Raw genomic sequence first — 24,735 nt, forward strand, 5'->3', positions numbered from 1 at the left:
CTGAAGACGATACTGAACACTTATCCGAAAAAGAACAGTACAGTTTATGCAGCATCTAGGCATTTGACATCCCTTTGCGAAAAAAACATTCCGATTTCAACATTTTCATAAAAAGCTTGTCTTTTTTCAGCGAAGACGGCTCGATCCGAACCGGAATCGCCGGTGCACAGCATTAGCTAAAATAAAAAACAGCCCTCATCATGTATAATGAGAAGCTGTTTTTTGCTTAGAATTTAATAATGCTTAGCGTTGATGAGGAAAAAACCAATCGGCTGGAACAAGTCGTGTGCCGGTTGACCAGTGCGGTTCGCGTAAACGAATAATGAGTTTTCATCACTAGGCGTACGGCCGGCGCTCTCAAGCTTCCGCTTTAATCGTGTCGTAATCGTAGCATGGATACGAACCCAGCGCGCGAACCTGACAGCCGAGCGCTTCGATTTCGGCGATCGCCGCAGGCAGCAGCACGGAATCCAGCGAACCCTCGACATCGATATAAAAATAATAGCTGCCCAGCTTGAGCTTCGTCGGCCTCGACTCGATTTTGGATAAGTTGATCCGTCTCCAGGCAAAAGCCGATAATACTTGATGCAGAGCTCCGGGAAAATCCTCGGGCAGCGTCACCACGATCGTTGTCTTCAACTTATCCGAAGGCCTCAGCGCAGGAGTTTGGCTGCCGACCAGTACGAAGCGAGTATAGTTGTTCTGATGATCCGTAATGTTCTCCGCCAAAATGTCGAGCCCGTGCAGCTTCGCAGCCAACCGGGTACCGATTGCCGCAAACCCGCCCGGCCCCTCGGACTCGCCTCTTTCCTTCACGATCTGCACGCCCTTGGCCGTGCTGCTGACGCCTTCCGACTGAACGCCCGGAATATTGGCGCGCAAAAATTTATAACACTGGCTGGTCGCTACAGGTATGGAATATATTTTGCTAATGCCCGCATAGGGATTGCCCGTGCTTTCGGGAAGCAAATCCTGCTTGTAGCCGATCAAGTTCTGAATCGACGGATATACCCATTCCGCCAAAATCGGCAGGCTGAATTCGTTGACAAGCAGATCGACATGGAGGCTGACCGAGCCGTCGATCGCATTCTCGATCGGAATGACGCTGAAATCGGTCTCGCCGTTCACCGTAGCCGTGAAGACGTCGTACATTTGCGGATAGCTGACAAACTCGTATTCCTTATCGCCTAGAAAACATAACGAGGACTCCTGGGAAACCGTCCCTTCCGGCCCCAGAAATGCGATGCGCTTCATGCCCGTATTTCTCCTTTAAGAGGTATGCGTATCTGATTGGTTTGGAATAATGTACTACTCTCAGCTGCGTGTGTCAACACTTCGGCGCCTTGAAGCGCCGGCTTCAGCCATAACGTCCGGGCCGTTACCCCTTCTTTGCCGAACGTATCGGTCAAAAACGCTTCAAGCTCCCGCTTGCGTCCGCTTTCCGTATCGACAAGCGCAAGCAGCGTCGGGCCTGCTCCGCTTAAAGCGATGCCGAGCGCCCCGTGGTCGACGGCTTCCTCCAGTATGCGAGCCATTCCCGGAATCAGACCGCTGCGGTAAGGCTGGTGCAGCGCATCCTTCATCGCATGGCTGATCATATCGAGCCTGCCGGTGCTAAGAGCGGCAACCAAAAGCGAAGAATGGCTCAGGTTGTAGACCGCATCCTTCATCGCCACCTCTTTAGGCAGCACATGACGTGCTTTTTCCGTCGAAAGCTGGAACTCCGGTATAGCGACGAGCACTTCAAGACGTTTGTCCGGCTCCAGCCGGATAAGATCCGCCTGCACGCCGTCCCATTTGGCCACGACAAGGCCGCCGAACAGCGATGCGCCGACGTTGTCGGGATGATTCTCGAGCGCGGTCGCCATTTGCAGCAATTTGTCCTTCGTAAGCGGGTTGCCGATCAGCGCGTTCGCCGCGACAAGCGCCCCGACGATCGCCGAAGCGCTGCTGCCAAGCCCGCGTGTAAGCGGAATATCGCTCTGCATATCGATTTCAAGCTCCGGCATCGAGACGCCGGCTTCACGGAAAACAAGCTGAGCCACTTCAAATATCAGGTTCGTCTTATCGACCGGAACTCCCTTTACATTATCGCCATGCAGGCGGATAACCGTCTCCTCCGAAGGTCCCATCTCGATCCAGGCGTACAATTCAAGCGCCATGCCGAGGCAATCGAAGCCCGGACCCAAATTCGCCGTACTGGCCGGTACTTTGACGCGCACTTTACGCTCCATTCCAAATTCGCTCCTCATCTTATGAAAAGGCCGCTTCGCCACTAACGACGGACGGCAAGCCGATTCTTAGAAAATATAACTACCTTATGCGCTTCCCTATAGAAAAGGCACTAAAGCGTGTTCGACTTTAGTGCCCGCATTTCATTCACCGAGCGTTCGTCCGATTTGCGATCCGCTTATCGATCCGCCGCTTAGCCTTCGACCCGGTATACGCTTTTGATTTCATGTATGACGTCGAGCGTTTCGAACTGCTTAAGCACCTTGTTCATGCTTGCTTGGATCGCATTATGCGTAATAATGATGATTTCGGCTTGCGGGATTGCCGGATTCGGCTGCTGGAACACGGATTCCAAACTGACGTCCTGATCGGAGAATACCTCCGTAATTTTGTGCAGCACGCCTGCTTTATCCGCTACGTGAAGCAGGATATAAAATTTCGATGCGATTTCTTCGTCGCTTTTCAGCTTCTTTTCTTTATAAGCCATCAGCCCGCTGCGGCCGGCTACGCCAAGCCCCATGTTTTTGCCGACGCGCACCAGGTCCGCCACGACGGAGGTCGCCGTTGGCAGCTCACCTGCGCCCGGACCGTAGAACATCGTCTCGCCGACCGCTTCGCCGTATACGTATACCGCGTTGAACACGCCGTTCACGGTAGCGAGCGGATGCGACATTTTAACCATCGTCGGCTGTACGCTGACGCTGATCGAATCATCCTTGCGCTCCGCAATGCCGAGCAGCTTGACTTCGTAGCCCAGCTTTTTGCCGTATAAAATATCTTCCTTCGAAACGTTCGAAATGCCTTTAACCGATACGTCGGACAGCGCCACTTTGGAGTGGAAGCCGAGCGTCGCCAAAATCGTCATTTTGCGGGCCGCATCCAGCCCTTCCACATCGGAAGTCGGATCGGATTCCGCATAGCCGAGCTTCTGCGCTTCCGCCAGCACTTCGGCATAATCCGCGCCTTCCTGGCTCATTTTGCTCAAAATATAGTTGGTCGTGCCGTTCACGATACCCATAATTTTCGTAATCCGGTCGGAGGAAAAGCCCTCGATCAGCGTTCTGATGATCGGGATGCCGCCGGCAACGCTCGCTTCATAAAATACGTCGCAGCCCTTCTCCGCCGCCTTGGCCAAAATTTCCGGCCCGTGCAGCGCCATCAAATCCTTGTTCGCCGTCACCACATGCTTGCCTTGCTCAAGCGCTTCGAGAATGTACCCTTTCGTCGGCTCGATGCCGCCCATCACTTCGACGACAACGTCGATTTCCGGATTACGAATCACTTCCCACGGATTGGCCGTTACCAAATCGGATGAAATACGAAGATTGCGTTGTTTTTCCAAATCGCGCACCAAAACTTTGGCAACCTCAATGGGAGCGCCCGTCTGTCTTTGCAAATCCTCCTGATGACCTTCGACGATCCGGACAACCCCCGTCCCGACCGTTCCAAATCCAAGAAGTCCAACCTTGATCGGCTTCATGCTTTATCCTCCTATTATCCTCACAAAAGTGCAAGCTGCTATAACCCTCTTCCTTTGCGCGGAACCCCTTTTCATATTTTCATTGCCCGTCAGCCCTGGCCTAAGACGATCGCTCGGCGTACGCCTTCTTCGGCGCGAAGCGCTTCGACAAGCTCATCCAGCTTCTCGGCGAGCTTCGACGTTTCCACCGTGACGACAACATTCGCCATTCCTTGCAGCGGAATCGTCTGGTGAATGGTCAGGACATTGCCTTCCATGCTCGCAATCAGCAGCAGCACTTTCGATAACATACCCGACCGGTGCTCGAGCAGCATGGATATCGTCGCGATACGATCCCGGTTCAGCTGGCTTTGCGTAAAGACGCCGTCCCGGTATTTATAAAAGGCGCTCCGGCTCAAGCCGACTTTGTCCACGGCCTCGTGGATCGTCTTGACTTCTCCCTTGGACAGCAATTCTTTGGCTTGCGCGGTTTTCAATACCGCTTCCGGCAAAATATTCTCGCTTACCAAATAATATCGTTCCATGTTCTCCCTGTCCACCCGTCCTCTGTAGGAAGACTAATGTATTCCGTATGTGGACATTATAACGAAAACCGACGCCCTCGGCAATAGGCTTTTAGTCGAACGCCAGTCTGATCAATGGAACGCTTTATAAAAAACCGTTTGGAAACGGATTCATTTCGAAAGGATAAGTGCGGTTTGATTTTATGGGGGATAGTGAGAGGCATGCAATTGAGCAGCTTGAACTGGAAAAACCTTCAGACAAAATGAAATAGACCCCGTTTATTATACCAGAATAAACAGGGTCTATCATTCGTAAAGCGTATTCACTTGTAATTACTAGCCTCCTACTCAGAATCCATTACCGTCGGTCATCGTACGTATCGGATTACTTTCATATTTTGATCTTACGGTCCCCGCATGCCCTAATTGAATCGGTATTAGCTGCTATCGCTGTCCTCCTTCAATTGTCGCTTCCTGCTTAAAGGGGCATGCTTCGCTGACTCAGTCCATTGGACTATCCCCTTTCTCTGTCAGATGTTTTATATCATTCGGAAGGGATTAAGTGGTTGATGGCCTGTCCGTATTAGGAGCAGCGTTGCCATCCGGCTTCCCTTGCCGAATCATATAACGAGGATTAGGAGAGGATTGCTTGTTGCTTGTTGCTTGTTGCTTGTTGCTTGTTGCTTGTTGCTTGTTGCTTGTTGCTTGTTGCTTGTTGCTTGTTGCTTGTTGCTTGTTGCTTGTTGCTTGTTGCTTGTTGCTTGTTGCTTGTTGCTTGTTGCTTGTTGCTTGTTGCTTGTTGCTTGTTGCTTGTTGCTTGTTGCTTGTTGCTTGTTGCTTGTTGCTTGTTGCTTGTTGCTTGTTGCTTGTTGCTTGTTGCTTGTTGCTTGTTGCTTGTTGCTTGTTGCTTGTTGCTTGTTGCTTGTTGCTTGTTGCTTGTTGCTTGTTGCTTGTTGCTTGTTGCTTGTTGCTTGTTGCTTGTTGCTTGTTGCTTGTTGCTTGTTGCTTGTTGCTTGTTGCTTGTTGCTTGTTGCTTGTTGCTTGTTGCTTGTTGCTTGTTGCTTGTTGCTTGTTGCTTGTTGCTTGTTGCTTGTTGCTTGTTGCTTGTTGCTTGTTGCTTGTTGCTTGTTGCTTGTTGCTTGTTGCTTGTTGCTTGTTGCTTGTTGCTTGTTGCTTGTTGCTTGTTGCTTGTTGCTTGTTGCTTGTTGCTTGTTGCTTGTTGCTTGTTGCTTGTTGCTTGTTGCTTGTTGCTTGTTGCTTGTTGCTTGTTGCTTGTTGCTTGTTGCTTGTTGCTTGTTGCTTGTTGCTTGTTGCTTGTTGCTTGTTGCTTGTTGCTTGTTGCTTGTTGCTTGTTGCTTGTTGCTTGTTGCTTGTTGCTTGTTGCTTGTTGCTTGTTGTTGCTTGTGTTTATATTAACTTAGATGTCGTAATTTTGTAAATATTCTGAATATTCCGTTTTGTTTCTTTTTTCCTTTCCTTCTCCGCGCTTTCTCGCAAATGCTTCATGATGCTAATCATTTCAAGAACTTGCTGATTTGACTTCTTGCTTGGATTCCGTTTGCCTCATCTTGCAAACCCCGCACTGTTCCTCCATAATTATTGAATGGTTTGTTTCCCAGCCGTTTGTACACAACATGAAGCCGGCCGTCGGGCGGTTTAGGAGGAGAACGGATTGATAAAGCTGCGCTTGATGGCGACTGCCGTCCTGTTTAACGAAAACGATTTGCTGATGATGATGCGATCCCCGAACCGTACGCTTTCGCCCGGCATGTGGGCCGGAATCGGGGGTCATCTCGAGCCGCATGAAATCGGCGACCCGAGAGCGGCCTGCCTTCGCGAAATCGAGGAAGAAACCGGCCTCACCCCCTCCGACATATCGGAATTAAGACTCCAGTACGTGCTGATCAGGCTCAGGGAGAATGAAATTCGCCAACAGTTCGTTTATATCGGTCACGCGAACCGCCGGAATGTCGGCGAAACGGACGAGGGAGAGCTGCACTGGATTCCTCGCGACCGCATTTTGGACAGAAATATTCCTTATGTTTATCACGAACTGCTTCGGCATTATTTGACTAACGGCCCTGCCGATCATGTATGGATCGCTACGGCCTCCCTCGTCGACGAAGCCGCTCCCTCCGGGAACGTTCGTCAACCGGCGATGATTTGGACGCCGATGCTAGATCCGCTAGTATAACCCTTATCTATCGACTCGAAAAACAAAGGCTGCCTCAAAGCGAAGCTTTCGCTTTTGAGACAGCCTTTTCGAGTGGTAATCACCTATGCAATCATACGAAAACACATGAAATTCAACTGGAAGAACCCCCGGGATATTTCCCCTGATAACCCAACTCCTTCGAGACGCCCTCAGCCGTTTGCTTGACTGATTCGCCTATCGTAATGAACTTGACTCCCGGCAAGTCCTTACTAAGGGCGGTTATGCTCAAGGAAGCGACTACGCCGCCCGTATAATCGTAGATCGGGGCGCCGATGCACCGGATTCCCTCCTCGAACTCTTCGTCCTCGATCGAGAATCCGTGCTCCCTCACGAACCGGATATCCTCCATCATTTTATCCAAAGAACGGCTGCTCTTGTTCTCCGAATCCGTCTGGCGGCCGCTCATGATTCTGGTAATCGTTTCGTCGGACAACCCCGATGCAAGAGCTTTCCCTACACCGGAAGCGTGCAGCTCGTTACTTTGTCCGACCGTTGTGGCAAACCGCACAAAGCCGGCTCCTTCCACTTTATCGATATAAACCGCCTTTTCATTGTACAAGACAGCCAGATGGGCGGTATACGGCGTTTCCTTAACAAGCTGCTCCATATGGGGCCGAGCGATTTTCAGCATGTCCATCGATTTGAGGTAGCTCATACTCCAACGGAACATACCCTGACCGAGCCTGTACTTGCCTTCGGCCGATTTCTTGATGATGTCGTGCTGCTCAAGCGTATTCAGAATGACGAACGTCGTCGATTTGGGCAGCTCGAGCTGCGTATAAATTTCACTGATGGAGAGCTCCGACTCCGCAAGCGCGTTTAATATCGAAATCGCTTTATCCAGCGCGGGAACGGAATATTCCTTATCCTTGTCTTTCTCTTTCGCTACTCGTGCCATAATCGCAAAGCGCCTCCCGGAACTAGGGATGATATAACTTATTATTCCATTGATGAAAGTTCAATATATTGAAACCATATACCTGTTCATCTTACTCCATCCGGTTCAAATTTGTCAAAACCGCCGCTTCCGTCCGACTTCGATTCTTCATTATACATGGGGTTTATCCGATTCGGGAGCAGCGGCTATTTTATATATTGACGGCAGCTAAACCGAAAGCCTATAATCAACATATAGAACCAAGTTCACAATATTGAATAAGGAGACGATTATTCGCATGAACACGACTCGCAGTCAAGAGCTGTACGCCAAAGCCAACCTATATACACCAGGCGGCGTTCATTCCGCAACCCGTAACGTAGAACCGCATCTGGTCTTCACCAGAGGCGAAGGCGCATATATTTACGATGCCGACGGCAACAAATACCTCGACTATCAAGCGGCTTTCGGGCCTTACATTTTGGGGCACAATCACCCTTACGTCAACAACAAGGTAATCGAAGCGATTTCCCGCACCGACATGTTCGGCGTAGGTTCGACCGATCTTGAAATCATCCTTTCCGAGAAAATCGTCAAGCACGTTCCGTCCGCGGACCAAGTGCTGCTTTGCAACTCCGGCTCCGAGGCGACCTACCATGCGATCCGCTTGTCCCGTGCCGTAACGAAACGCAATAAAATCATTAAATTCCAAGGCTGCTACCACGGCTGGCACGACTATGTAGCCCGCAACATGCTGAGCGCATGGGATATGATCGGCAAACGCGATCCGGGCTCTGCAGGCATGCTCGACGATGCGATCGACAACACGCTCGTTTGTACGTACAATGACCTGGAAGACGTAGAACGTACGCTGAAAGCGAACGAAGGCGAAGTCGCCGCAATCATCATCGAGCCGATTCCTCACAACATTGGCTGCATTATGCCGCAGCCGGGCTTCCTCGAGGGACTTCGCAGCCTGTGCGACGCGAACGGTACGATTCTTATTTTCGACGAAGTCATTACCGGCTTCCGTCACAGCATCGGCGGTTATCAGCAGGTTGCGGGCGTAACGCCTGACCTGACGACAATGGGCAAAGCGATGGCGAACGGTTATCCGATCGCCGCTATCGCAGGCAAGAAGGAATTGATGGAGCGCTTCAACACGAAGCCGGGCGGCGATTGCTGGTTTGCCGGCACGTACAACGGCCATGCCGTAGGTACTGCCGCTTCGATCGCCACGATCGAGCTGATGGAGAACGAGCCGGTTCACGAGCATATTTTCCGTCTCGGCGAAAAAATGCGCTCCGGCCTTCGCGAAATTCACAACCGTCTCGACATGGACGTATTCGTCGCCGGCTTCGGTTCGGTATTTACGACTTACTTCATGAACTTCGAGCCTAAGCATTACGCGGAGCTTCAGCACAACGACGCCGACTTCTACGTTAAATACCGCCACAAGCTGATCGAGCGCGGCATCTACAAAATGCCGATGAACATCAAGCGCAACCACGTCAGCTACAGCCACACCGACGAGGACATCGACCACACGCTCGACGTGATCGAAACCGTCCTGAAAGAAATGCTGAATAAGTAATAACCGGATTCATTCGATCGATTGCATGCCAACGGCGCGTTTCCTTAATAGGAAACGCGCCGTTTTTGGCTTGTCCGGAAGAGGCTGTCCCAAAGGGTACGCTCAAGTGAGCGAATCCCTTAAATGATGCAAAAGAACCTTCAAAACCACTATGTAAGTGGAATTGAAGGTTCTTTTGTTACACGAATTCACGTGTGAAACGCGGGGGCCGAAAACGCCGAAAACGACTTTTGGGACAACCCCGATCGATCTGCAATTGCAGGTTTTACGCTTCAGCCACTTCCGTCTTCCCGACAGACGCCGAAACGTTCGGCTTCACGCCTTTGCTTCGTACGAACAGACTGAGCGGCAGAGCGACAAGCGCTATGATCGTGGCGACCAAATAAACGTCGTTGACGCTCATCGTGAACGACATCATCTGGATCGACGCTTTGTCGGTCATCCCTGATGCGACCATATCGGTCGCGTGCGTTGCCGACCGCGAAGCCAAAATCGTCGTGAATACCGCAATGGCGAAGGAACCGAATACGTTGCGCAGCCAATTGCTGAGCGATGACGCATGGCCGCTGAGCTCGGGTGAAATCTGCTCCATGCCCGCATTGCTCGCCGGCATCATCGTTAGTGCGATCCCGACGTTCCGGACGATCATCCAGAACAAAATATAGCCGTGCGGCACGTTGACGCTAAGCCAGCTTAGCGGCAGGCTGCCTGCGGCAATCAGCACGATGCCCGCAATCATCAGGGCGCGCGGACCGATGCTGCCGTACAACTTCCCTACGAACGGCATCACGATTGCCATAGCAAGCGAGGCGGGAAGCAAAATCAAGCCTGTATCAAGAGGCGTTACCCGCTGTATATTTTGCAAAAACACAGGTGTCAGGAACGTACCCGAGTACAAGCTGATCGTAACGATACATGTAATGATCAGCGTGAGCGAATACCTCCCGTTCTTCAGCACCCGCAAATTCAAGAGCGGCGTCTCCGCCTTCAGCTCGCGCCAAACGAACAACACCAAGGTAACGAGTCCGAAAACGAGCAGCGACACCGTTTTCCACGACGACCAGCCCCAGGCATGTCCTTGCGACAGCGACACCAGTATCGACGAGCTGCTCAATACAACTGTTATTAAGCCGGCCAAATCAAAGGACTTCGGCACATTCAAACGATAGTATGGGATGTACCGGGCGACCATAATAATGGCAACGATCCCTATCGGAACGTTCATCCAGAACAGCCAAGGCCAGCTCCAGTTTTGCAAAAGCCAACCGCTGAAGGTCGGTCCGATCGCCGGAGCCAGCATCGAGGAAGCCGCCCATAAGCTAATCGCCATCGCCTGCTTCTCGCGCGGAACGATCTGATAAATGATGGCCATTGTAGCCGGCATGATTAAACCGCTAAAAACCCCCTGCAAAATCCGAAACGCAATCAGCGACGAGGCGTCCCAAGCAAGCGCGCACAAGGCTGAAGCAATCGTGAAGCCGACGAGGGAATAAAGAAACAGCCTTTTGTAGCTGAAGCGTTCTCCCAAGTAACCCGTAATCGGAGCGAACGTCCCCATCGACAGCATGAACCCGGTCAACGTCCATTGGATCGTGCTTAAATCCGAATGAAAATCGTTCACCAATACGGGAATGGCGATGTTGATCGTGCTGGAGCTCAGAATCGTGACGAACGACCCGAAAAAAATGGCAATCATAACCGGTAAAAATTTAATTTGTTGAAGCTCTTCTTTACTCACGCTACAGCCTCCAATGGTTGTTAATATGTCAATATCGACATATAATATAAAAGATAACAATTATCATACTACGCTCAATTCCGTATGTCAAAACTAACATATAGGAAATATGCGAAACCGATTCTGTTTCCTTCGAGCTCCAGTAATGTTGAATCGTACGAAATCAAACGCTGCGCTTCACGGTGCATAAACGGGAGGTCATCGGCATCAATACGCTTGCCTACGGTTTATTAAGCTTGCTTACGGTATCTCCGTCTTACGGCTACGATCTGATTTCCAAAATCAAGCTGTTCTGGCCGGCGAATCACGGTCAAATTTATCCGCTGCTCGCAAAGCTCGTCGATAACGGGCTCGTCTCCTACGAGCAAGTGCAGCAATGCGACAAGCCTGACAAAAAAGTATACTCGTTGACGGAGTCGGGTAAAGCCGCTCTCCTGGACTGGATCGCAAAGCCGACTGCGGCGCCTGCGCTGCGGGACGAGCTGGCGCTCAAAACGTTCTGCATCCGCAAGACGGAGCCGGCAACAGCCAGAAGCCTGTTTGCAGCCCGCATCGGGTTTTACAAACAAAATCTTAAAGATTTGCAGGACAAAGAAAATCTGCTCAAAGAGAAGCTCGCTATTGACGATTTATCGCAAATCCCGTTCGACTCTCCTTATTTCGGCGGGTACCTCCTCATACAGAAGGCAGTGTGGAACATTACATCCGATCTGCAATGGTGCGAGTGGGCTTTAAAGCTTTTTGAGAAACATCTGGCCGAGCGACAGCTATAAGCGATGCAGAAGGCTGCCTAACCTAAGTGCCCGCAGAAAACGAACGGAGAATGCTCGACTCTGCCGCATTTATGCCTCAAAAGCCGGTTTTCACCTTACTCCGAAAACAAAAAAACGAGCCCCTGAGGGACTCGCATGTTGCTAAACCGTTTGTCGGCGCTCCCGCTTGTTCGGAGAGCGCTTATTTCCTATCGAAATCTTAACTCTAAATCCGCTCGACAAATTCGAATTCGTAATCTCCGATCCGAATCGTCTGTCCTTCTTCCGCTCCGAGATCGCGCAGCTTCTTATCGATGCCCATATTGCGCAGAATGCGGGCAAACCGTTGAACGCCATCGATCGAGCCGAAATTGGTCCGTTTAATCAGCTTCTCGATGCTTGGGCTGTCGATCACGAACGCCTCGTTGTCCCGTCTGATCGTGTACTGCTGATCGTCTTTAGGGTTCAGACGGAAAATTTTCCGTTCGTTCACCTCGACCACTTCTTCTACAAGCGGCATTTCCGGAATCGAATCAAGCAGATCGGCCACTTTGTACAGCAGCTCTTGAACGCCTTGCTTGGAAGCCGCGGAAATCGCCACGACCTCGCGAACCAACGGTTCGGCCGCCTGATCGTCCCCTTCATCCCCGCCGCCGGAAGCAGCCGTTTCGACGGCGCGCTCCGCCTCATACGCTGCAAGCTTTTCGCGGAACGCGCTTAAGTTCTCCTCGGCTTCCGGAATATCCATTTTATTGGCCACGATGATTTGCGGGCGCCGTTCCAGGTTCCCGTCGTACAACCGCAGCTCGTCATTGATTTTCAGCCAGTCGTCAAAAGGATCGCGTCCTTCGGTCGAGGCCATATCGATAATATGCACGATAATACGGGTCCGCTCCACATGCCGGAGAAATTCATGTCCGAGTCCGACGCCTTGATGCGCACCTTCGATCAAACCCGGCAGGTCAGCCATTACGAAGCTGCGTCCGTCGCCGACATCGACCATGCCCAAATTCGGCGTCAGCGTCGTAAAATGATACGCGCCGATTTTCGGCTGCGCGGCAGAAACGACGGACAGCAGCGTCGATTTGCCTACGCTCGGAAAGCCGACAAGACCTACGTCCGCCATTACCTTCAGCTCAAGGATAATCCAGCGCTCTTGTCCTTCTTCGCCAAGCTCGGCAATTTCCGGCGCCGGATTGCTTATCGTCGCGAAACGCATGTTGCCGCGTCCGCCGCGTCCGCCGCGCGCTACGACAACCTCTTGATCATGCCGAGTCAGGTCGGCAATGACCTCTTGCGTATCATCGTCGATAATGACGGTACCCGGCGGTACGCGAACGATCATATCGTCGGCATTGGCCCCATGCATGCTCTTATTGCGTCCCTTAACACCGCGCTCCGCTTTGAAATGCCGCTGATACCGGAAGTCCATGAGCGTACGCAAACCTTCGTCCACACGAAAAATGATGTCGCCGCCGTCGCCGCCGTCGCCGCCGGACGGACCGCCTTCCGGGACATACTTCTCCCTCCGGAACGAAACGATGCCGTCTCCTCCGTCTCCGCCTTTTACAAAAATTTTCGCCTTATCTACAAACATAAATGCACCTCATTATGTACTTGCTGGTATGTTAATCCTGAAACGGCAGCCGTATGGCTACGACAGCGCGATTCTCGGAATATTCGCTCTCTTCTTCCGGCGCGCAAAGCGCAAATGCTTTCATTTTATCGGCTAGCGCGGATCGCAAAACAAACTCCTCATAGCTGCCTTCATAAACGAAATCGAGCAGCAGCTTCTCTTCCTCCACAGCGACGTTTAAGCTGAGCACGTTCGGCTCACCATCGCTCGATCGGGCGCACTTGTCAAACAAATCGATCGTCTCGCGAAGGAGACGGGCAGTTTTCGCGGTATGCAGCGGCAGCGACTGCAGCTCGATTTCTTGTTCGAATTCGATTTCCAGCGCCATATTCCGCTTGTCCACCCGAAAGCTGAGCAAATAAGCGACAAGCTGAGGGTCGCCCAGCTTGGAAATGTAGCTTTCCTGCATGACGGTCTCTTTTATTTTGTCCACATAGTCCTGCAATTTCTCATACTTTTTCAAACGGATATAGCCGTACAGTACTTGCAGCTCGTTCATCCAATCATGCCGGTGATGACTGAGGGTGCGAATCAGATGCCGATCGCTCTCGCTCTTTCGCCGGAGCCGCTCTTCTCGATGCAAATACATGATGCTCGCGACCAGCCAGAGGCCCAGAAGCAGTCTGCCGTATAAGGGAACGGCAAAAGCGATCATCGCACCCAAAGCGAGCGCATTCGCCGTCCATAGCAGCGTTCTGGCGTTTATCCACTGCCGCATGCATATCTTCCTTCCGAACACTAGTCAACCAAAACAGTATAACATTTCCATACGCAAACTTAAAATGATTTCACGCGAACAAGCAGCGGAGGATATACTTTCTAAGATTTTCAAAAAAAACTCCGGCACAAAGGCCGGAGCTTCTTGGTACTGGATTAAGCTTCAACTGCTGCAGCAACCGCAGTAGCTTCTACTGCGTAGACGCTCACTTTTTTGCGGTCGCGGCCCCAACGCTCGAACTTCACTACGCCTTCGATTTTCGCGAAAAGCGTATCGTCCGAACCGATGCCTACGTTGTTACCCGGGTGAATTTTCGTGCCGCGTTGGCGAACGAGAATGCTTCCCGCAGTAACCGTTTGACCGTCAGCACGTTTAACGCCAAGGCGCTGCGCGTGGCTGTCGCGTCCGTTCTTCGTGGAACCTACCCCTTTTTTCGAGGCAAATAACTGAAGGTTCATTTGCAACATGGTTGTCGACCTCCTTACTTAATATTTGTGCGTATTGCGATATATTTACCGTACGTTTCTTCAATCGATTGTAACGTGAGCACCATCGTTTCCAGCAACAGCTGGAGCTTCTCCATCAATGCCGGTTCGAGGCTGCCGGGAACGTCTCCCGAAGCGAACCCGTCCCGTAGACCGCTGCATATCGGAATGCCAAGCAGCTTCTCGGCTGCGTTCACCGTACCGATCGTCACAGCGGATACCCCCGCACAGACGATATCTTGTCCCGGATTCGCATACTTCGCATGGCCCTTGATGGAAAACGACAGAATCGCGTTATCCGCAACGTTTCGAACGATCGTGACCTGAATCATGACGGCCTCTTACGCTTGGATTTTCTCGATAACAACCTTCGTATAAGGTTGACGATGACCTTGTTTGCGACGATAGTTCTTCTTCGCTTTGTACTTGTAAACGATGACTTTTTTGCCTTTGCCTTGTTTTTCCACTTTCGCGGAAACGGATGCACCGGCTACAGTCGGGGAACCGATTACGACACCGCTCTCCTTGGAAACAAGAAGCACTTTGTCGAAAGAAACCGCTTCGCCTTCGCCTGCGTTAAGCTTCTCGATATAAACGACATCGCCCTCTTGAACTTTGTACTGCTTGCCGCCAGTTTCGATAATTGCGTACATTGTGTTGCACCTCCTCCATGTCTCAGACTCGCCTCACTCCAGGTGGCGCCTTGCGGCGCGCTTGGGAACCCGATTCGTGCGGTTACAGCATGTTACGGGAACATACCAAAGTATAATATCACAACGCTAGGCATAAAGCAATTGCGATTTGCTATTTTGCAAATCGCAATTGCTTCGTTTGCCTGATGAATCCGGCTTCCGCATTTGGGAAAGACCGTATAGTTAGTTTACCCGGAAACGGTTGACGACCTTCTCATCCATCTCGACGCCCAATCCCGGGCTGTCCAGCGGCACGGTCACATATCCGTCGCGGAATTCGATCGGCCGGTGTACCAAATCTCTGGAAAGCGGAGAATCGGATACCGTATATTCGATCATGAAGCCGTTCGGGATCGAAGCCGCAAAGTGCGTGCTGGCCGCGACGAGAATCCCGGTTTTGAAGGCGTGCGGAACGACCTTCTTATGTTTGTCGTAAGCCATATATGCGATTTTCTTGCCTTCCGTGAGTCCGCCGCATCGTCCGAGATCCGGCTGAATGATGTCCAAATGCCCTTCGTCCAGCAGTCGCTGGAAGGCAAGACGTCCGCTTTCCTGCTCGCCGCCGGCAATATTCAGGCTCGAGCGGTCCGCCAGCTCGCGGTACCCGGCAATATCGTTCGAATGAAGCGGCTCCTCCAGCCAGTATACCCCGTATTTCTCGTATATTTCCGCCATTTTGAGCGCGCCCTTCAAATCCCAGGCCAATCCGGCGTCGATCATGATGTCGATATCATTGCCGACTGCGGAGCGGATGGCTTTGATTTGCAACTCGTCGAATTTCGCGTCGCGGCCGATCGGCCCCCAGCCGAACTTCATCGCCTTATAGCCTTGGCGGGCATATTGCTCCGCTTGTGCAGCCGCTTCCTCGATCGTATCCGGCATAAGCGCACTGGCATAAGCCTTCAATCTGCGGTTGTAGACGCCTCCAAGCATTTCGCTTACGGGGCGGTTCATCGTTTTGCCCAGAATGTCCCAGAGCGCCATATCGACGCCGCTGATCGCATGAAGAGCCGGACCCGATCGACCGAAATAGATCGTGCCGCGGTACATTTTATCCCAAAGACGCTCGACTTCGATCGGATTTTCGCCGATCAAGAGGCTGCGAAGCCCTGTAGCTATCGAATGAGAAGCAGGCGCATCCACGACAGCTTTGGCTACAACCGGCGACGAATCGATCTCGCCGATGCCCGTAATGCCTTCGTCGGTATGAATGCGTATGACAAGCGTGTCCTGCGTCCCGTCGCACCGGCTTGCATCGATATCGGGCAATTTCAGGTATATTGTTTCCACTTCGGTAATTTTCATTTTTTCTTCTCTCCCTCGTTAATATTTATCCATGCAGGCTTCCTTTTGAAAATGGCCTGCGTTTATCCGCTCAATAAATCTTCCCGAAGCGGGGTGAAGCTTTCCAGCACGAGCGATTTTTCCAGCGCCAGCACGGCATGCGGAACACCGGAAGGAACGTGTATGAAATCTCCTTCCGAGAAAATAAACGTTTCGCCGGCGATGCGCATTTCGATTTTGCCGTTGATGACGTATCCCGTTTGTTCATGCGGATGACTATGCTCAGGTCCGATGCCGCCTTGCTCGAATGCGATTGCCATGCTCATCATTTTCTCTCCGGGAGGAAATACTTTGCGCCGGATTTTATCGTTTATTTGCATCCATTCATTAATAGCCATAAAGACTGCCTCCATTTCATAAGAATCGGCCGTCGGGCCGCCTGCAGGTTTATCGCCATCTTCGAGCCTTGCATTGATTATATCGACGATATTGTACTATTGTCAACAATTTGATTGATGACTATATTGTTGTTGTCATTTCTCCTATTTACGATATACTTAGACACAAGGATAAACGGTTTCGCCGTCCTAAACGTTTTCGAAGAAAGAGCGAATTCCTAAGCATATGCTATTGGACTCGCGCGTTTACCGGGAAATCGAACAATCAGCGTAGATATACGACAAATGCTAACCATACAGGAGAGTTTTCTATGAGCCAATACCGATTCAAAGCCCAAGCCAACGCCTCGCTTCGCCATCGCGTCGCAGATGAGATCCGCACGGCTATCATTCAAGGAAATTTGAAGCCCGGCGATAAGCTAAGGGAGCTGGACATATCCGAGCAAATGGGCGTAAGCCGCGGACCGATCAGGGAAGCGATACGCGATCTTGAAGCGATGGGTCTGGTTATATGCCATCCGTACCGCGAAACCGTCGTCGCCGATGTCAGCAGAGAACAAATCGTCGAGCTTATTATTCCGATCCGCCTTCAATTGGAGATCTTTTCGCTGAAATCCGGATTCCGGGAATATGACGATGAATTCTACCAGTCGCTGGAACGCATCATCGAGACGATGAAAACTCATGCCGAGCGGCAAGATTTATTCGCTTTAATCGAGGAGGATATCCGCTTTCATGAGATGATCGTCAACTTCAAGGGAGACGCCTTCACGCTGCAAATTTGGAACAGCATCGTAAACCGGCTGCGCATTCACTTCATTAAAAACACTCCTTTATTCGACGATTTGGGCAAGGTGGTGCAGGATCACAGCGAGCTGCTGGAAGCACTGAAATCCCAGGACGAAGAGCGCATCGTCAAGCAGTGGAGAACGCATATCCAGCATGACGATTCCTTGCTTTGCTTCACTTAGATTACGGAGAAGGGGAATTTGGAATATGACGCCGAACGGCTTCGATGACGCTTTGGGGACGCTAGCGTTTTTCCTGCGGTATGCTTGCAATTTGACGGCCTCCGCCTTTCCGGTTTTGACGGCGAACCGCCGGGCGGGCCGCACGACCGAGCGCGAGATTGTGCTGTTAGGAGACAGCCACAGCTGGGGGCAAGGAAGTCCTGATTTTGACGGACTCCATATTTATTCGCCGCATATGGCTGTTCCGTACAATAAAGGCTACTATGCGCGTTTGAGCCGGCACGTTGAGCAGAAGCTGGAGATGACGCAGGCCGCCGTCCTGCCCTTTTCCGCCGAAGCTTTGCTGCAGGGGCGCTTCCGGGAGGGCCGTTACGAAATCAGCGGGCCGTTGGAAGCACCCGGCTTTTATTCGCACGAAGCTAATCGCGACAAAGCGTTTGAGCATCTCGGCTATTTAGCGGAGGACGGCAAATTCGGACACGGGGTCTTCGTTCTGGACCTGCCGGAGAGCGGAGAAAAATCGGAGGAGCCCTGCTGCAGCTTGACGATGGACGCGCACGCCCGCAAGCTTTTTATCGCGATCGCAGCCGGACCGCACGGCGCCAAGCTTGAGATCAAGCTTCGAACGCCGCCTTATTATGTCAAACCTCCGGCCTTCCCGAAGGTTTATCGGGTTTCGGCAGGTCAACTGCTGGAAGTGGTTTGGCCCGAAGCCGAAACGGCTGCTCCCGATTCCGTCATCATCGACACGTATTCGGAATCATTAAGCGAATACGTGTACTGCATCGATTACGGAACTAAGCAGAAAGGAACCATCCTGCTCCGCCATGCCGGCGCACATGACGCAGCCGATGCCTCGGGCCTCGGCGGGCTTACACTTGCCGGCCCTTCGGTTCTGATTCGCGGTATCGTATATGACGGCAACAGAATCCGCAATTTTGCGATGGGCGGGCATACGGTCGGTCAATGGCTCGGCGACGGAACCTTGAGCTTTCATAACGAATCGTATCCCCACGCGGACGAGCTGCTGGACTATATTCCTTTTACCCCTACGCTCGCCGTTATCCAAGCACCCGTCGTTAATGAATATTTGCGGCAGACGGAATTAAGCAGCTTTACTCATCATCTTTCTCTTTTGATCGGGAAGCTGAACGGTCATTTGAATCCGAGCGGAAGCCGTAAAATGGACGTTCTCGTTTTTACGACGCCCGGCGATCAAAATATTTTGTATCGGGGCGCCGCTTCTCTTCCCAATACCTATTCGTCTTATTATGAAGCGGTTCATCGCTTCTGCCTAAGCAGCGGCTGCGGCTTTATCGATTTTCAGCGTTATTTTGCCGATGCCGTTGAAGCAGGCCTCGATCATGAGCTGCTGTACGACGACGCCATTCATCCGAGCCCGTTCGTCAACGAATTTATCGCCAAAGGCTTGACCGGCGCATTCGACCTACTCTGGTAACGATCCCTGTTCGAGATTTCAAGGATAAACGGCTTCGCCTGTCCTTTAAGGACAGGTGCGTTTACCGTTGAATATAAGCACTTGATACGTGAAACATATAAATTCCTTATATTGAACAAAAGGCGCTTTTTACGACCGCTTCGCAAAGCGGAGGTAAAAAACGCCCTTTCTTTTGACTTCGCACGTCTATTTTCTGCTGCGAAGCAGCTTTCCGGTGCCCGCACACTGCGGGCAATGCTCGTAAAACATGTCATCCACCGTTTGGCGCACTTTTTTGCGCGTCAGCTCGAGCAGCCCCAGCTTCGTCCAGCCGACGACGTTCGGCTTGGCGCGGTCGCCCTTTGCATGATATTCCAGCTCGTCGGATATCGCTTTACGCTCCCGCTCCTCGTTCATATCGATAAAATCGACGACGACGATTCCGCCGATATCGCGAAGCCGCAGCAGCCTGGCAATTTCCTCGGCCGCTTCGCGGTTCGTCGTAAAGACGGTTTCGGCCAATCCCGACGAGCCGGTAAACTTCCCCGTATTCACGTCGATGACCGTGAGCGCCTCCGTTTGGTCGACGACCAAGTAGCCGCCGCTCTTCAGCCATATTTTCCGCCGGAACGCCAGCTCCAACTCTTCTTCGACATTGTAGCTTTGGAAAATAGGCTCTTTTCCGCCATGCCGCTTGAGTCTTCCGGAAATGGCGGGCGCCATCTGCGCAACCAATCGTTCGGCTTCCCGCCACATCGCCTCGTCGTCGACCAGCAGCTCATCCACTTGATTCGTGAATAAATCCCGGATCATCCTCTCCAGCATTCCGGCATCCTGGTACAATAGGGCTGGAGGCTGGCTTATCCGGCCTGCCCGCTCGAGCCTTTCCCAAGACTCCCTCAGCTGGACAAGATCGTTGTGGAGCGCGTCCGCCGTCTCGCCGCCGGCTACCGTCCGCAAAATAAGCCCTTCCCCGCTACGGCGGAGCGAATCGCCGATTTCCTTCAGACGCGATTTTTCCTTGTCGGGCTCCACCTTTTTCGATACGGCAACGTAATCCGCATGCGGCATATAAACGAGCCAGCGCCCCGGAAGCGCATAATGCGTCGTGATACGCGCCCCTTTGGTGCCGATCGGCTCTTTTTTGACCTGAACGACAATATCCTGGCCTTTCTTTACAAGTTCAAGAATAGACGGCTTTTCGGCGGGCTGCTTCTCCAAGTGCGCGGGAAGCAAATCGTCGATATACAAAAACGCGTTTTTCTCCATGCCGATATCGACAAACGCCGCCTGCATGCCCGCAAGCACGTTGACGACGCGTCCTTTATAAATGTTGCCGGCCCTTCCGCGCTCGGACGAACGCTCGGCATAAAACTCGACCAGACGACCGTTCTCCATTACGGCGACCTGGCAATTTTGCTCAGAGCCGTGAACCACGATCCGCTTCATCCGCTCACCTCTTACGCTTTTCGTTACGGTTCCGAACGACCGCTTCGAATCTATCAATCTCTATAACGATAGATAAGTCGACGCTGCTGACAACCGCTGAGAATATCTATTCTATCATACCATGAACCGATTGCCGGCCGCATCCTTATGACGGAATTGCATCGATCCTAATATTTCCGGAAGCTGCGAAAAACGACTGGATGAGCCGCTGCTCCGGCAAAACCCGCTCAATCGTTCCATGCTTTCCGATCACATAAACGAGATGATATTTTTCGCGCATGAACAGCTGCATGATTTCGCCGATCGTACGGTCTCTGGAGACGATTATCGGCTCCGCGGCCTCCGCTTCAAGCGGACGTGAAGACGCCCTGTTCTCCCGCGCAAGCAGGAAACGGACAAATTGATAAGGTAAATTTCTGTAGCCGTACCAGTTCGAATAAAAAAGAAACAATCCGATCACTAGCAGGTTGAGCTGCACGCCGCCGTCTCCCCCGATTTGAAACAAAGAACCCGTGATCATGACGACGCTCATAAACAAGCTGACGATCGTACAGCACTGAAGCGTACGGTGGTAGCTCATCGCGTAGCTGAGCAGCGCCTGCATCACCTTGCCGCCGTCAAGGGGCGCGACAGGAAGCAGATTAAACAGCGCGATCATCGCATTGCAGCGTATAAAATAGTCCCACCACTCGCTCTCGGGCCAACCGATCAGCTTCATGCCTAATGCGAACGCGATCATCCACACATTTTGCAGCGGACCGGCCAGCGCCACAAGCAGCTCTTCCCGGGCAGGCATATTCCCCGACTCCTCGACGACCGCCACCCCTCCGAAGGGCAGCAGCTGCACCTCTTTCACCCGCCATCCGAAGCCGCGCGCGGCGGCCACATGGCCGAGCTCGTGCACAAGAACGATGGCAAACAGCGTGATCATCTCGACGAAATGCCCGGCAAACAGCGAAACGACAAGCATAAGTACGAAGAGCGGATGAAACCGGTATACCGTGCCGAACGCCCTAATCAAATGTCACCACATCCGCCGGATCGATCGCATGAAGCTCTTTGGTCAATGAAAAATAAAGCCTGCCAAAGGCTTGTCCCGGCTCTTGCGATACTTTGCCGACCGACTCGCCCGCCTCCAGCCAGTCGCCCTGCTGAAGGCCGGACGGCTGAAGCAGTCCGTAGGTCGATTGATAACCGCTAGCATGCTGAACGACAACGGTAAAACCCGAAGCCTCGCGAGTGCCGGCATAAACGACTCTTCCCGTATCGAGCGCCCTTACCACTGCACCGTCCGCCGTCTGAACGACAACCCATGGATGCGCGGTGGAGAACGGCTCCAGCAGCTTGCCGCGGGCGGGACGGACGAAGCCGTCGGTCGTCTTGGCCACGACCTTCTGCGACTCCTGCTCCTTAGAAGCCCGAAACGTCGGCAGAAATGACGGAGCCCCGCTGAACGTTTCTTTATACCAAGCCGTGACTTTGGCGAATTCCATATCTTCGGTGAGCGCATAGCGCACCCATTTTTGCCCGGTTTGCGCCCACGGATGCGGAAGCTGGAACATGCCCCACACCCCGCCGAATAAAATCCCGCTAAGGATCAGCTTCAGTGCGATCGAACGCTTCGTCGGCACGAAACGCCATGGCTCCGAGGTATGGCTTGGAGGAGCGTAAGCGCCCTCTCTGCCGTATCCGCCCGGCACTCTATGGCGACCGCCGTAAGCATCGGCATAAGGTCCGGAAAATCCGCCGTCCGCATGGCTGCCGAAAACGTCAGGCGCGACTGAGCGGCCCTCCGGCGCGTAAACGCCCTCCCGTTCCCCATAACCGAACTCGGCAAGCAGTTCCTTCTCCCTGAGCTTCCATACGTATTCGGGATCCTCCAGCCGCGGATCGCGTTCGGCCATTTCCATGCGGGCGGGAGCGGCATGTTTCGTTCGCGGAGCGGAAGGGGGCTGCCCGGCCGGCAACCTCTCGTAGCGATTTTCTTCATAGACGGGATCGTCATCCGGCACATATTCGTCATCCGGCAATTCGTCCTTATGATGAAGCTGCAGCGTTCGGATTCTGTCCTGTCTGCGCTGACGCACGTTATTTTTCACTTCCATTGCTCATTCCTCCTACACCCTACTTGTACAGCTTATGACGGCGATGGGCGGAATATGAAGCAAGTCCTCCTCTCGAAACAGGTCCTGCAAAAAGGGGAGCGGCCGCGGCCGCTCCCCTTTACAGAGTTCGATCAAGTTATGAAATTTTGATTGCGGCGGATACGAAAATTTCCGTACCCTTTATGCCTCTTTAAACATGGACGGCTTGTCCTGATGCAGTTTGACGCTTACGACCAAGCCGATGGCGATCATGTTGATAAGCAGCGACGTTCCCCCGTAGCTGACGAACGGCAGCGTGATCCCCGTAATCGGCATCAATCCGATAAACATGCCGATGTTCTGGAATACCTGGAACACATACATCGAGACGATGCCGACGATTAAATACGATCCGCTTAAATCGGTCGATTGGATCGAGATGAGAATCATCCTGTAAATGAGCAGGAAATACAGCATCAGCAAAACGGCCCCGCCGACAAAGCCGAACTCCTCCCCGACTACGACGAAAATGGAATCCGAATAAGCGAAAGGAATAAAGTTTTTGTGAACCGAGTTCCCTTGCAAATAGCCGTCGCCGGTAAGCGAACCGGAGCCGATGGCGATTTTGGCCCGTTTGGCCTGATACTTTTCGTCCTCGGACACTTGGTCCGGCATGATGAACGTATCGATCCGCTGCACCCAGTGCGTTTTTTTATGATCGACGGCGTATTGCTTGATTTCATCGTGATAGTGTATGAACAAGTAGAAAAAGCCGGCGAGTAAAGCGCCCACGATAGCCGTACCGATCAGCACGTGCGAATATTTGATATTGCCGATCCAATACAAGCCGAGCAAAATAACAAGGTAAATGACCGCATTCCCCAGATCGGGCTGAATAAGAACGAGCACGAAAGGAACGAACACGAGCAAGCCGATCGGAATAACTTCTTGTCCCAGCCGCATCTGCTCGCCGTTCCGCTTGGCCATATACGAGGATATGACAAGAATGATCAGCAGCTTTACAAGCTCTGCGGGCTGAAACAAATAGCTTCCGGGCAGCTTGAACCAGCCCTTCGCACCGTTGATTTCGGCACCGAACAAATAAACGGCAATAAGCAGAATAATGCCGAATCCGTACGTAAACCAAGACGTTTTGATAAAGATGCGAAAATCGACCAAGGCGACAGTAAAAAACAGGACGAAGCTGATCGTATAAATTGTTAAGCTTTTGCTTACGGGAACCGTAATATCCGGATCGTCCAGCGTAGCGCTGTATACAAGAAGCGAGCTGATAACCGCAAAACCGCAAAGCAGAACGACGATCGACCAGTCGATTTTTTTAATTTTTTCGAGCAAAGCTTATCATCCCATTCCGAAAATCTTTCTTACCTTGCTCATAAAGCCCGTACGTTCGTCCAATGGCATAAGGGGGACCGAATCTCCCAGCATACGGCGGGCGATATTCCGGTAAGCGATAGAAGCTTTCGAGGACGGGTTCACGACTGTCGGTTCGCCGGTATTGACAGCTTTAATGACCGCTTCGTCATCCGGTACGACGCCGAGCAGCTCGACGGCAAGCACGGAGCAAATCTCGTCGATGTCAAGCATATCGCCGCTGCGTATCATATTCTGGCGAACCCGGTTGATCAGCAGCTTAGGCGAGTGAATCTTGCTCGCTTCCAGAAGGCCGATAACGCGATCCGCATCACGGACGGCGGTGCGCTCCGGCGTCGTTACGACGATCGCTTCCTCCGCCCCGGCAACCGCATTTTTGAAGCCTTGCTCGATGCCTGCCGGACAATCGATCAGAACGAAATCGAAATCTTTCTTAAGCTCGAGGACGATGTCGCGCACCTGCTCCGGCTTTACTGCGTCTTTATCCTTCGTTTGCGCCGCAGGCAGCAAGTACAGCTCATCGAAACGCTTGTCCTTCACAAGCGCTTGCGGCAGCCGGCAGCGTCCCTCGACTACGTTGATCAGATCGTATACGATCCGGTTTTCGAGCCCCATAACGACGTCCAGGTTGCGAAGCCCGATGTCGGTGTCGACCATGACGACCTTCCTGCCTTGCAGAGCCAAAGCGGTGCCGATGTTAGCCGTCGTCGTCGTTTTGCCGACTCCGCCCTTGCCCGCCGTTACGACTATTGCTTTGCCCATTGTTCCACTCTCCCATTCCCCAAAAAGTGATC

General features: G+C 52.3%; 23 protein-coding genes and 1 other annotated feature. Of the genes, 5 read left to right on the forward strand and 18 right to left on the reverse strand.

Annotated features, from left to right (window positions below; genetic code table 11):
- Positions 1–357: 357 nt before the first annotated feature.
- The 4 genes from pheA to DQG23_RS07895 form a co-directional block, all read right to left on the reverse strand.
- On the reverse strand, positions 358–1,254 hold the full coding sequence (pheA, locus tag DQG23_RS07880) for a prephenate dehydratase (RefSeq protein ID WP_113030266.1): 897 nt from the start codon (positions 1,252–1,254) through the stop codon (positions 358–360).
- A complete protein-coding gene (gene thrB, locus DQG23_RS07885; protein ID WP_113030267.1) occupies positions 1,251–2,234 on the reverse strand; it encodes a homoserine kinase in 984 nt (327 codons plus the stop codon). Before thrB ends, pheA begins: the two co-directional genes overlap by 4 nt.
- 191 nt (positions 2,235–2,425) lie before the next feature.
- Entirely contained in the window at positions 2,426–3,712 is a 1,287-nt protein-coding gene (locus DQG23_RS07890; RefSeq protein WP_113030268.1) for a homoserine dehydrogenase, read from the reverse strand.
- A gap of 89 nt (positions 3,713–3,801) precedes the next feature.
- Entirely contained in the window at positions 3,802–4,236 is a 435-nt protein-coding gene (locus DQG23_RS07895; RefSeq protein ID WP_113030269.1) for an ACT domain-containing protein, read from the reverse strand.
- 1,651 nt (positions 4,237–5,887) lie between these two features.
- Between DQG23_RS07895 and DQG23_RS07915 the strand changes: the two genes are divergently transcribed.
- Positions 5,888–6,409 (forward strand): NUDIX domain-containing protein, encoded by a 522-nt coding sequence (locus DQG23_RS07915; RefSeq protein WP_113030270.1) that lies wholly within the window; start codon positions 5,888–5,890, stop codon positions 6,407–6,409.
- Between the two features lie 112 nt (positions 6,410–6,521).
- On the opposite strand, the gene DQG23_RS07920 is transcribed toward DQG23_RS07915, so the two are convergent.
- Positions 6,522–7,328 carry an IclR family transcriptional regulator gene (locus tag DQG23_RS07920; RefSeq protein ID WP_113030271.1) on the reverse strand — a complete coding sequence of 269 codons (807 nt, stop codon included), beginning with the start codon at positions 7,326–7,328 and terminating at the stop codon, positions 6,522–6,524.
- A 277-nt stretch (positions 7,329–7,605) separates the two neighbouring features.
- On the opposite strand from DQG23_RS07920, the gene DQG23_RS07925 reads away from it, so the two are divergent.
- Positions 7,606–8,901: an aspartate aminotransferase family protein gene (locus tag DQG23_RS07925; RefSeq protein WP_113030272.1), complete on the forward strand. Its 1,296-nt coding sequence runs from the start codon at positions 7,606–7,608 to the stop codon at positions 8,899–8,901.
- 265 nt (positions 8,902–9,166) lie between these two features.
- Here DQG23_RS07925 and DQG23_RS07930 read toward each other — a convergent pair whose 3' ends face one another.
- Positions 9,167–10,639, reverse strand: coding sequence for an MDR family MFS transporter (locus tag DQG23_RS07930; protein WP_337589393.1), 1,473 nt, complete (start codon positions 10,637–10,639; stop codon positions 9,167–9,169).
- 182 nt (positions 10,640–10,821) lie between these two features.
- Between DQG23_RS07930 and DQG23_RS07935 the strand changes: the two genes are divergently transcribed.
- Positions 10,822–11,412 (forward strand): PadR family transcriptional regulator, encoded by a 591-nt coding sequence (locus DQG23_RS07935; protein WP_113030273.1) that lies wholly within the window; start codon positions 10,822–10,824, stop codon positions 11,410–11,412.
- Between the two features lie 205 nt (positions 11,413–11,617).
- On the opposite strand, the gene obgE is transcribed toward DQG23_RS07935, so the two are convergent.
- The 7 genes from obgE to DQG23_RS07970 all read right to left on the reverse strand — a co-directional run bounded on the left by obgE (position 11,618) and on the right by DQG23_RS07970 (position 16,604).
- Complete coding sequence (gene obgE, locus DQG23_RS07940; protein ID WP_113030274.1) at positions 11,618–12,988, reverse strand: GTPase ObgE; 1,371 nt, start codon at positions 12,986–12,988, stop codon at positions 11,618–11,620.
- A 31-nt stretch (positions 12,989–13,019) separates the two neighbouring features.
- On the reverse strand, positions 13,020–13,745 hold the full coding sequence (locus DQG23_RS07945; protein WP_113030275.1) for a Spo0B domain-containing protein: 726 nt from the start codon (positions 13,743–13,745) through the stop codon (positions 13,020–13,022).
- Between the two features lie 155 nt (positions 13,746–13,900).
- Complete coding sequence (rpmA, locus tag DQG23_RS07950) at positions 13,901–14,212, reverse strand: 50S ribosomal protein L27 (protein WP_113030276.1); 312 nt, start codon at positions 14,210–14,212, stop codon at positions 13,901–13,903.
- Between the two features lie 14 nt (positions 14,213–14,226).
- Positions 14,227–14,562: a ribosomal-processing cysteine protease Prp gene (locus DQG23_RS07955; RefSeq protein WP_113030277.1), complete on the reverse strand. Its 336-nt coding sequence runs from the start codon at positions 14,560–14,562 to the stop codon at positions 14,227–14,229.
- A gap of 9 nt (positions 14,563–14,571) precedes the next feature.
- Entirely contained in the window at positions 14,572–14,883 is a 312-nt protein-coding gene (rplU, locus tag DQG23_RS07960; RefSeq protein ID WP_113030278.1) for a 50S ribosomal protein L21, read from the reverse strand.
- Positions 14,884–14,897: 14 nt separating this feature from the next.
- Positions 14,898–14,977: a sequence feature (ribosomal protein L21 leader region), on the reverse strand.
- A 128-nt stretch (positions 14,978–15,105) separates the two neighbouring features.
- A complete protein-coding gene (locus tag DQG23_RS07965) occupies positions 15,106–16,227 on the reverse strand; it encodes a mandelate racemase/muconate lactonizing enzyme family protein (protein WP_113030279.1) in 1,122 nt (373 codons plus the stop codon).
- Between the two features lie 62 nt (positions 16,228–16,289).
- Positions 16,290–16,604: a cupin domain-containing protein gene (locus tag DQG23_RS07970; RefSeq protein WP_113030280.1), complete on the reverse strand. Its 315-nt coding sequence runs from the start codon at positions 16,602–16,604 to the stop codon at positions 16,290–16,292.
- 311 nt (positions 16,605–16,915) lie between these two features.
- On the opposite strand from DQG23_RS07970, the gene DQG23_RS07975 reads away from it, so the two are divergent.
- Positions 16,916–17,575: a GntR family transcriptional regulator gene (locus DQG23_RS07975; RefSeq protein ID WP_113030281.1), complete on the forward strand. Its 660-nt coding sequence runs from the start codon at positions 16,916–16,918 to the stop codon at positions 17,573–17,575.
- 25 nt (positions 17,576–17,600) lie between these two features.
- Positions 17,601–19,034, forward strand: coding sequence for an SGNH/GDSL hydrolase family protein (locus DQG23_RS07980; RefSeq protein ID WP_113030282.1), 1,434 nt, complete (start codon positions 17,601–17,603; stop codon positions 19,032–19,034).
- Positions 19,035–19,220: 186 nt separating this feature from the next.
- Here DQG23_RS07980 and DQG23_RS07985 read toward each other — a convergent pair whose 3' ends face one another.
- The 5 genes from DQG23_RS07985 to minD all read right to left on the reverse strand — a co-directional run bounded on the left by DQG23_RS07985 (position 19,221) and on the right by minD (position 24,703).
- Positions 19,221–20,462, reverse strand: coding sequence for an Rne/Rng family ribonuclease (locus DQG23_RS07985; RefSeq protein WP_113030283.1), 1,242 nt, complete (start codon positions 20,460–20,462; stop codon positions 19,221–19,223).
- A 145-nt stretch (positions 20,463–20,607) separates the two neighbouring features.
- A complete protein-coding gene (locus tag DQG23_RS07990) occupies positions 20,608–21,483 on the reverse strand; it encodes a M50 family metallopeptidase (protein WP_238177797.1) in 876 nt (291 codons plus the stop codon).
- The gene (locus tag DQG23_RS07995) at positions 21,476–22,567 is read right to left on the reverse strand and encodes a M23 family metallopeptidase (RefSeq protein WP_113030284.1); all 1,092 of its coding nucleotides are present in this window, start codon (positions 22,565–22,567) and stop codon (positions 21,476–21,478) included. Before DQG23_RS07995 ends, DQG23_RS07990 begins: the two co-directional genes overlap by 8 nt.
- Before the next feature lie 180 nt (positions 22,568–22,747).
- Positions 22,748–23,902: an FtsW/RodA/SpoVE family cell cycle protein gene (locus DQG23_RS08000; RefSeq protein ID WP_113030285.1), complete on the reverse strand. Its 1,155-nt coding sequence runs from the start codon at positions 23,900–23,902 to the stop codon at positions 22,748–22,750.
- A 6-nt stretch (positions 23,903–23,908) separates the two neighbouring features.
- Positions 23,909–24,703, reverse strand: a complete 795-nt coding sequence (gene minD, locus DQG23_RS08005) for a septum site-determining protein MinD (protein WP_113030286.1) — start codon at positions 24,701–24,703, stop codon at positions 23,909–23,911.
- Positions 24,704–24,735 lie beyond the last annotated feature (32 nt).

The organism is Paenibacillus contaminans (assembly GCF_003285015.1).
In the GTDB taxonomy this organism is placed as follows: Bacteria; Bacillota; Bacilli; order Paenibacillales; family NBRC-103111; genus Paenibacillus_V; species Paenibacillus_V contaminans.

Coding starts and splice junctions, on each gene's coding strand:
- pheA (WP_113030266.1), bottom strand. CDS start 1,254: ATGAAGCGCATCGCATTTCTGGGGCCGGAAGGGACGGTTTCCCAGGAG.
- thrB (WP_113030267.1), bottom strand. CDS start 2,234: ATGGAGCGTAAAGTGCGCGTCAAAGTACCGGCCAGTACGGCGAATTTG.
- DQG23_RS07890 (WP_113030268.1), bottom strand. CDS start 3,712: ATGAAGCCGATCAAGGTTGGACTTCTTGGATTTGGAACGGTCGGGACG.
- DQG23_RS07895 (WP_113030269.1), bottom strand. CDS start 4,236: ATGGAACGATATTATTTGGTAAGCGAGAATATTTTGCCGGAAGCGGTA.
- DQG23_RS07920 (WP_113030271.1), bottom strand. CDS start 7,328: ATGGCACGAGTAGCGAAAGAGAAAGACAAGGATAAGGAATATTCCGTT.
- DQG23_RS07925 (WP_113030272.1), top strand. CDS start 7,606: ATGAACACGACTCGCAGTCAAGAGCTGTACGCCAAAGCCAACCTATAT.
- obgE (WP_113030274.1), bottom strand. CDS start 12,988: ATGTTTGTAGATAAGGCGAAAATTTTTGTAAAAGGCGGAGACGGAGGA.
- DQG23_RS07945 (WP_113030275.1), bottom strand. CDS start 13,745: ATGCGGCAGTGGATAAACGCCAGAACGCTGCTATGGACGGCGAATGCG.
- rpmA (WP_113030276.1), bottom strand. CDS start 14,212: ATGTTGCAAATGAACCTTCAGTTATTTGCCTCGAAAAAAGGGGTAGGT.
- DQG23_RS07955 (WP_113030277.1), bottom strand. CDS start 14,562: ATGATTCAGGTCACGATCGTTCGAAACGTTGCGGATAACGCGATTCTG.
- rplU (WP_113030278.1), bottom strand. CDS start 14,883: ATGTACGCAATTATCGAAACTGGCGGCAAGCAGTACAAAGTTCAAGAG.
- DQG23_RS07965 (WP_113030279.1), bottom strand. CDS start 16,227: ATGAAAATTACCGAAGTGGAAACAATATACCTGAAATTGCCCGATATC.
- DQG23_RS07970 (WP_113030280.1), bottom strand. CDS start 16,604: ATGGCTATTAATGAATGGATGCAAATAAACGATAAAATCCGGCGCAAA.
- DQG23_RS07975 (WP_113030281.1), top strand. CDS start 16,916: ATGAGCCAATACCGATTCAAAGCCCAAGCCAACGCCTCGCTTCGCCAT.
- DQG23_RS07980 (WP_113030282.1), top strand. CDS start 17,601: ATGACGCCGAACGGCTTCGATGACGCTTTGGGGACGCTAGCGTTTTTC.
- DQG23_RS07985 (WP_113030283.1), bottom strand. CDS start 20,462: ATGAAGCGGATCGTGGTTCACGGCTCTGAGCAAAATTGCCAGGTCGCC.
- DQG23_RS07995 (WP_113030284.1), bottom strand. CDS start 22,567: ATGGAAGTGAAAAATAACGTGCGTCAGCGCAGACAGGACAGAATCCGA.
- minD (WP_113030286.1), bottom strand. CDS start 24,703: ATGGGCAAAGCAATAGTCGTAACGGCGGGCAAGGGCGGAGTCGGCAAA.